Origin of the sequence: Bacillus sp. REN16, from assembly GCF_020731355.1 — a bacterium.
In the GTDB taxonomy this organism is placed as follows: domain Bacteria; phylum Bacillota; class Bacilli; order Bacillales; family Bacillaceae_L; genus Ferdinandcohnia.
In genome coordinates, this window is record NZ_JAJFZK010000024.1 from 21,724 (window position 1) to 29,250 (window position 7,527).

General features: G+C 38.1%; 8 protein-coding genes. 7 read left to right on the forward strand and 1 reads right to left on the reverse strand.

What is annotated here, in order from left to right; all coding sequences use genetic code 11:
• The first annotated feature begins 22 nt into the window (after positions 1 to 22).
• Positions 23 to 760: a DUF554 domain-containing protein gene (locus LKW28_RS20840; RefSeq protein ID WP_229142351.1), complete on the forward strand. Its 738-nt coding sequence runs from the start codon at positions 23 to 25 to the stop codon at positions 758 to 760.
• Positions 761 to 787: 27 nt separating this feature from the next.
• Here LKW28_RS20840 and yyaC read toward each other — a convergent pair whose 3' ends face one another.
• Positions 788 to 1,405, reverse strand: a complete 618-nt coding sequence (yyaC, locus tag LKW28_RS20845; protein WP_229142352.1) for a spore protease YyaC — start codon at positions 1,403 to 1,405, stop codon at positions 788 to 790.
• A gap of 137 nt (positions 1,406 to 1,542) precedes the next feature.
• Here yyaC and LKW28_RS20850 point away from each other — a divergent pair, with 137 nt between their 5' ends.
• The 6 genes from LKW28_RS20850 to ssb all read left to right on the forward strand — a co-directional run bounded on the left by LKW28_RS20850 (position 1,543) and on the right by ssb (position 7,239).
• A complete protein-coding gene (locus LKW28_RS20850) occupies positions 1,543 to 2,562 on the forward strand; it encodes a hypothetical protein (protein WP_229142353.1) in 1,020 nt (339 codons plus the stop codon).
• A gap of 46 nt (positions 2,563 to 2,608) precedes the next feature.
• The gene (locus tag LKW28_RS20855; RefSeq protein WP_229142354.1) at positions 2,609 to 2,806 is read left to right on the forward strand and encodes a DUF951 domain-containing protein; all 198 of its coding nucleotides are present in this window, start codon (positions 2,609 to 2,611) and stop codon (positions 2,804 to 2,806) included.
• Between the two features lie 124 nt (positions 2,807 to 2,930).
• On the forward strand, positions 2,931 to 4,937 hold the full coding sequence (locus tag LKW28_RS20860; RefSeq protein WP_420708920.1) for a molybdopterin-dependent oxidoreductase: 2,007 nt from the start codon (positions 2,931 to 2,933) through the stop codon (positions 4,935 to 4,937).
• Positions 4,938 to 5,055: 118 nt separating this feature from the next.
• Positions 5,056 to 6,156, forward strand: a complete 1,101-nt coding sequence (ychF, locus tag LKW28_RS20865; protein WP_229142359.1) for a redox-regulated ATPase YchF — start codon at positions 5,056 to 5,058, stop codon at positions 6,154 to 6,156.
• Between the two features lie 173 nt (positions 6,157 to 6,329).
• Positions 6,330 to 6,617 (forward strand): 30S ribosomal protein S6, encoded by a 288-nt coding sequence (gene rpsF / locus LKW28_RS20870; protein WP_229142356.1) that lies wholly within the window; start codon positions 6,330 to 6,332, stop codon positions 6,615 to 6,617.
• A gap of 55 nt (positions 6,618 to 6,672) precedes the next feature.
• Entirely contained in the window at positions 6,673 to 7,239 is a 567-nt protein-coding gene (gene ssb / locus LKW28_RS20875) for a single-stranded DNA-binding protein (RefSeq protein WP_229142357.1), read from the forward strand.
• The last annotated feature ends 288 nt before the right edge of the window (positions 7,240 to 7,527 follow it).

Sequence of the window (7,527 nt, forward strand, 5' to 3'; positions counted from 1 at the left end):
TATATACGTAGGGGAAATGGAAATGGTTCTATTAGGGACGATCATTAATGGGTTGTGTATAGCAGCAGGAACCTTATTAGGAAAGGTTTTACATCGAATTCCAGAAAAGGTAAAAACAACTGTAATGCATGGAATAGGACTTGCTGTTTGTTTGTTAGGAATCCAGATGGGGCTAAAAAGCGAGCAGTTTTTAATCGTTATTTTTAGTTTAGTGTTTGGTGGTATTCTTGGCGAATGGTGGGATCTTGAAGATAAATTAAATCGGTTAGGAGCCTGGATTGAAAAGAAAGTTGGTTCGTCGTCAGGCGAGGGCACGATTGCAAAGGGCTTTGTAACAGCTACGTTGATTTTTGTAATTGGTGCCATGGCAATCATTGGGGCACTTGATAGTGGAATACGGAATGATCATCGTGTTCTTTATACAAAATCAATCTTGGATGGGTTTACTAGTTTAATATTATCGACGACATTGGGAATAGGTGTATTATTTTCGGCAGTGCCTGTCATCCTTTATCAAGGCTCTATTGCGTTATTTGCGACCCAAATTGATAAATGGGTACCTGGAGAGTTAATGGGCTCATTTATTGTTGAAATGACGGGAGCAGGCGGCCTAATGATAGTTGCAATAGGAACAAACCTGTTAGGCATAACAAATATTCGTGTTGCCAATCTATTACCTGGTATTTTAGTAGTGGCTCTCCTCGTAACAGCCATGTATTATTGGAATTCCATCATACATTTTGCACAAGCCATCATTTAAACCTCTTCTAAAGCAGAAGAGGTTTTTTTATAAGCTAAACTGATCCTTTTCAATTGAATCAAGCTCTGTCCTTCGAAGATACTTAAACTCAGCCTTATAAATGCTACTGGAAATAGTATTGGCTATTTTCATTACTAAACTTAATCTCGTATTTTGCAGGACAAAAAACTCCATAAATCCACTTACATTGACAATCCCCGTGATATGCATGTCTCCAATAGGGGGTAATTCCTTATTTACACCCGCACCAGGCTTGATTGGGCCTTCCCCGATAGTAATTGATCCCACACTCTTTAAGCGGCCCAGACAGGCATCTATTCCAATAATAAAAGGGTTTGAATATCTCTGGTTTATTTCTTCAATTTTTTCTTGAAGATTAACAGCATGAATAGGTTCGTCCAATGTGCCATATACATGAAAGTGGGACAATCCTTTTTCAGCAATTTTTGTACCGATTAAAGGTCCAAGACAGTCACCGGTGGAACGGTCTGTACCAATACAAAATATAACAATTGGTTGGGTTTTTAAAAGCGGGAGCATTGAAGTGATTTTTAAGGCAATCTGATGGTCAGCTAACTCTTGGTCATGTGGAATTCGAAAAGGTTCATTCTTTTGATGGTCGAATAATTTATATCTAAGATTCATAGGTTCTTCACCCCTTTTTAACTGTATTACAGTATACGGAAGAATCTTACATTCTATACATCTGAAAAAAAGAATCTTAGATTTGTAAAAATATGTCCATTTAAGTAGTGAAGGATTATGAGTGGTGGGGGGATTGTATGTTTCAGGCAGGGATACGATGGATGTTTCTGATATTAGGTACAGCAATTGGTGCAGGGTATGCATCCGGAAGAGAAATATGGCAATTTTATGGTGAACAGAGTGGCTTAGCCATCATTTTCTTTACCTTTATTTTTATCATTTGCTGCTATATCATTATGAAAATTAGCTATGAAAAAAAGGCAGAGCATTTCGTTCCGGTGTTGAAGGAATTAGTAGGGGAAAAGGTTTCACATGTGTATGATGTAATTACAATTTTATATTTGTTTTCTACCACGGTCGTGATGTTAGCAGGTGGTGGTGCTACTTTGGAATTGTTTAATATTCCATTTTGGTGGGGGATCATCCTATTTGGCTTTCTCCTTGTTTTAGTTTTTTTATGGAATATAAATGGCTTGGTTTCTATTAATATGGCGATAATTCCAGCTTTAATTCTATTTTTAGTCACGGTCTTGTTTATTTTCTTAAAATCAGGTGGAAAAGAGTTTTCTTTTATTCTCCATGAACAGAGCAATTGGCCGTCTGCTTTTACATTTACTGCATTAAATATTTTGCCGCTTGTCGCAGTGTTAGGTGCGATTGGAAAGGAGATGAAATCAAAAGGGGAGGCCTGGGTTGCAAGCATTGGAAGCGGACTGTTTTTAGGCGTAATTACCTTTATTTATAATGAGGCTCTTATTGAGATTGCACAGGAGATTATGCTATATGAAATCCCGTTATTTGTGATTCTGAAGAATTTCCCTTATGTCGCAGTTTTTATCATGTCAATCCTGCTATTTGGTGCGATATTCACAACGGCAGCATCAGGATTATTAGGATTGTCCACAAGGTTTAAGGAAAAAATGAAAATGCCATTGTGGATAATTGCGATTCTCTTTATTTTGTTGATGACTCCATTTACAACTTTTGGTTTTTCAACCCTTGTTTCGATTTTATATCCTTTATATGGAATTGCAAATTTATACTTATTAGCGGTTATTTTGCTGTATCCGATTGTAAATCGCTACAATTTGAAATGAATTCCTGTTACAATACAACATATAAAAAGGTTAAAGGGTGAATGTCATGGTTGAAAAAGAGTACGGATTACATGATATTGTAGAGATGAAAAAACCTCATCCATGTGGAACAAATAAATGGAAGATCATTCGGATAGGGATGGATATTCGAATTAAATGTGAGGGCTGTGCACACAGTGTACTCATTCCTCGAAAAGAGTTTGGGCGAAAATTAAAAAAGATTCTTGTTAAGCACGAGGAATAGAGTCTCGTGCTTTTTTTGATGGAAAAAATAAGTATGTTATGGTGAATCTTTTTTATAGAATTTTTGAAACAGTCATTTATAATAAAGATTACAAACTTTAGAGCTATGTGGGGAGATGAATGAATTGACCACATTTAAATCTGCATGTCCGTTAAATTGTTGGGACAGCTGTGGTTTTGTCGTTGAAGTAGAAAATGGAAAAGTTGTAAAGATAGATGGCGATAAAGAACATCCGATTACAAAAGGGAAAATTTGTGGCAGAGGTCGTATGCTGGAAGCAAGGACGAACTCTGATGAACGGATTCTTTATCCTTTGAAAAAAGTAGATGGAGAGTTTCAGAGAATTTCGTGGGAGCAGGCTTTAATTGAGGTTTCAGCGAAACTCGCTGATGTGAAACAGAAATATGGATCAACTGCTGTGTTGCATAGTCATGATTATGCAAACGGGGGACTTTTAACAAAGATACCAGACCGCTTTTTTAATTGTTATGGTGGTGCGACTGAGTTAATTGGCAGCATTTGTTGGGGGTCCGGAATTGAGGCACAAAATTGGGATTTCGGAAATGCAGCTAGCCATGCTCCTGAGGATATATACAATAGTAAAAATGTCATTATTTGGGGAAGAAACGTGACACGCACGAATATGCATCTATTTGCTTACTTACAGGAAGTGAAAAAGAAGGGTGTCAACCTCATTGTCATTGATCCTATTTATAATGGCACGGCTAAAATAGCACATTCATATATTTCGATTACTCCAGGAACGGATGGATTTTTAGCGATTGGAATTATGAAGGAAATCCTTCGCTTAGGACTACAAGATCAATATTTTATTTCAACATATACAGTTGGTTTTGAAGACTTAAAGGATCTTTTACAATCGATAACAATGGAACAAATTGAGAAAATCACAAATGTTCCACGTGAAACAATTACAAATTTAGCCCATGTTTATTGTGATGGTCCAACAGTAACTTACATGGGATTAGGAATGCAGCGATACGCAAATGGGGGAAATACAATTCGTTTAATTGATGCCCTGGTTGCAGTAAGCGGTAATGTTGGAATTCCTGGCGGTGGTGCTAATTTTGGCAATACACAGGTTGGCCAAAGCTTCGATAGTGCTGCATTAACACTTCCAGAAAGGAAGAAAGAATCAAGGGCGTTTGTAATGGCTGAACAAGCGGAAAAAGTCTTAGCGGCTTCAGAGCCTCCAATAAAAATGATCATGGTATCTTGCGGGAATCCATTAACACAAGTGCCGAATACGGCGCTTGTTGAGGAAGCATTCCATTCAGTTGATACGGTCGTTGTACTAGAACAGTTTATGACCGATACAGCAAGATTAGCAGATTATGTGCTTCCATCCGCAACTGTTTTTGAGGAGGAAGATATTTATTATTCCTCCATGTACCATCACTTTGTTAATTACGGACCCAAGCTAGTTGAAGCTCGGGGTGAGGCGAAATCAGATGTCTGGATTTGGTCGGAATTAGCAAAAAGGCTGGGCTTTGGCGATGATTTTGACTATTCAAGAGAAGAATTTATTAAAATGGGATTAGGTTCATTACAGGATGAAGGAATTACATTTGATGAAATTAAAAATAAAAGTCATGTCCCACTTCCAGTACAGCTTGTTCCATGGCAGGATTTCCAGTTTACAACCCCATCTGGAAAATTTGAGTTTACTTCATCACTAGGGGAGATAAAAGGATATGATGGACGTTTGAAAATTTCATATCCGAGAGAATCCATTCATACTGATCAAGATTTAGCAATGCAATATCCATATTCATTATTAACAATCCATCCTTTACGCTCGAATCATTCACAAAATTACCATTTGATTGAGGGATTGCAATCGGTAAAGGTTGAAATTTCAAAGGATATTGCAGAGCAAAAAGGACTTGAGCCAAATGATAGGGTAAAGGTGTTTAATGACCGTGGTGAAATCATTGGGAACATCCAGATTTTAAAGGATTCAGCTCCAAATATTGTGTGTATTGATGAAGGGCAATGGCATATTTTTGGTGGCAGTGTGAATCAGCTTACTTCTCATCAGGTTTCCGATAATGGACTTGGTAGTACGTTATATGATTGCCTTGTAGAAATTGAAAAGGTGGAAGAATAGGATTTTGTGTTTCTTACGAAAGTAGAATAAGCTGAAACGGCTTGTGTTTTTAATAAGGAATATCTATAATTGTTGAAGGCTAGTTAGTATGTTACGGATAAGAGGAGTGGAAAAATCAATGGCGTTAACAGCAGGTATCGTTGGTCTTCCAAACGTTGGGAAATCAACTCTTTTTAATGCAATTACACAAGCAGGCGCGGAATCAGCGAATTATCCGTTTTGTACAATTGACCCAAATGTGGGGATTGTTGAAGTGCCGGATGAGCGTTTAAATAAATTAACAGAATTAGTACAACCCAAAAAGACTGTCCCAACTACGTTTGAGTTTACAGATATTGCAGGGATTGTAAAAGGGGCTAGTAAAGGAGAAGGCCTTGGTAATAAGTTCTTATCACATATTCGCCAGGTAGATGCAATTTGTCATGTTGTGCGCTGTTTTGCAAATGACAATATTACACATGTTGCTGGTAAGGTTGACCCTATTGCAGATATTGAGACAATCAATTTAGAGCTTATTTTAGCGGATTTAGAATCGGTTGATAAGCGTATTGACCGTGTTGGGAAGCTTGCAAAGCAAAAGGATAAGGATGCTGTTGCAGAACATGAAGTTCTAGTGATGTTAAAAGAAACCTTTGAAAATGAACAGCCAGCACGTGCAATTGAATTTACGGAAGAGCAAATGAAGTATGTAAAGGGCATGCATTTACTAACAAGTAAACCAGTTTTATACGTTGCGAATGTTGGTGAAGATGATATAGTTGATCCTTCCTCAAATGAGTATGTTCAATTAGTTCGTGAGTTTGCGGAAAAAGACAATGCAGAAGTGATTGTTATCTGTGCGAAGATTGAGTCAGAGATTGTTGAGCTTGAAGGGGAAGAAAAGGAAATGTTCCTTGAAGAACTTGGAATTGAAGAATCTGGACTTGATCAATTAATTCGTGCTGCGTATCATTTATTAGGCCTTGCTACGTATTTTACAGCCGGTGTTCAAGAAGTACGAGCATGGACATTTAGAAAAGGAATGAAGGCACCTCAATGTGCTGCGATTATTCACACAGACTTTGAGAGAGGATTTATTCGGGCGGAGACAGTATCATATGAAGATCTGCTTGCAGGTGGATCTATGAATGCTGCTCGTGAGGCAGGAAAGGTACGTCTTGAAGGGAAAGAATATATTGTTCAGGATGGGGATGTCATCCATTTCCGTTTTAATGTATAAGGGATATTGCAAGTAGCCACAGGACGAGTTTATGTTTTGTGGTTTTTCTATTTTAAAGATATCTTGCCTACAAATTATTCATGTGATATAATATTTTTCTGTGAGTAATTGAAATAATTGCTCCTTGCTCTTTTTAGATAAAGAGCCGTTAGTCCAAAAGGAGGTGTAACGTGATGAGAAAATACGAAGTTATGTATATCATCCGTCCAAACATTGATGATGAAGCGAAGAAGGCTTTAGTTGAACGCTTTAACAGCATTCTAACTGACAATGGTGCGGAGATTACAAACGTAAAAGAATGGGGTAAGCGCCGTTTAGCTTATGAAATCAATGATTTCCGCGATGGTTATTACATGATTCTTAACGTAATGTCTAACCCTGAAGCTGTTAGCGAATTTGATCGTCTAGCAAAGATCAGTGAAGATATTATCCGTCATATCATTGTTAAAGAAGAAGAATAAGAATTTTTATAGAGTATAGACTCTGTTTCAATATCCTGTTAAGGAGATGGTTCTGATGATGAATCGCGTAGTTCTTGTAGGGAGACTTACTAAGGATCCGGAATTACGATATACCCCAAGTGGAGTTGCAGTTGCAACCTTCACGCTTGCAGTGAATCGAGCATTTACAAATCAGTCTGGCGATCGTGAAGCTGACTTCATTAATTGCGTCGTATGGCGCCGACCAGCTGAAAACGTAGCAAACTTCCTTAAGAAGGGAAGCTTAGCAGGTGTTGATGGTCGTCTTCAAACAAGAAATTATGAAGGCCAGGATGGCAAACGCGTATATGTTACAGAGGTTGTAGCAGAAAGTGTTCAATTCCTTGAACCTAGAAATGCGAATGAAGGGCAGCGCAGCGGTGGAGGTAATTCTGGTGGCAACTATGGCGGAGGTTATGGAGGCAATCAAGGTAACTTTGGTGGCAACCAGGGTGGAAACCAAGGCGGTGGCCAAGGTGGATATCCTCCATTTGGACAGAGTCAGAACCCAAATCAAAACCAAGCACCTACAAGAGTAGATCAAGATCCATTTGCAAATGATGGACAACCTATCGATATTTCAGATGATGATCTTCCATTTTGAGAAGTGTAAGTGTGTGTAATGTGTAAACTACATTAAACACCTTATCTATCAAGGGGTTGTGTCTATTTAACAGTGTGTAATCTTTAAAAGGTATTCCAAAGGATTTAGGGGATTATTTATACCTTTAATTCTTTGTGTGTAATCTATTGAAAACTCTCACTACTCAGGGGAATTATGTGTTATACTGTGTGTAATGTGTAATTCTGATATGGAGGGGGCTATTTGCCTTTCTCCTTTGAGTGGAGGGGAGTGCCTTGAAGGTTGAAAAAACCCTGTCATCCTTTGTGT

Excerpts from the sequence above, each read along its gene's own strand:
- LKW28_RS20840 (WP_229142351.1), top strand. The coding sequence starts at position 23 with ATGGTTCTATTAGGGACGATCATTAATGGGTTGTGTATAGCAGCAGGA.
- yyaC (WP_229142352.1), bottom strand. The coding sequence starts at position 1,405 with ATGAATCTTAGATATAAATTATTCGACCATCAAAAGAATGAACCTTTT.
- LKW28_RS20850 (WP_229142353.1), top strand. The coding sequence starts at position 1,543 with ATGTTTCAGGCAGGGATACGATGGATGTTTCTGATATTAGGTACAGCA.
- LKW28_RS20855 (WP_229142354.1), top strand. The coding sequence starts at position 2,609 with ATGGTTGAAAAAGAGTACGGATTACATGATATTGTAGAGATGAAAAAA.
- ychF (WP_229142359.1), top strand. The coding sequence starts at position 5,056 with ATGGCGTTAACAGCAGGTATCGTTGGTCTTCCAAACGTTGGGAAATCA.
- rpsF (WP_229142356.1), top strand. The coding sequence starts at position 6,330 with ATGAGAAAATACGAAGTTATGTATATCATCCGTCCAAACATTGATGAT.
- ssb (WP_229142357.1), top strand. The coding sequence starts at position 6,673 with ATGATGAATCGCGTAGTTCTTGTAGGGAGACTTACTAAGGATCCGGAA.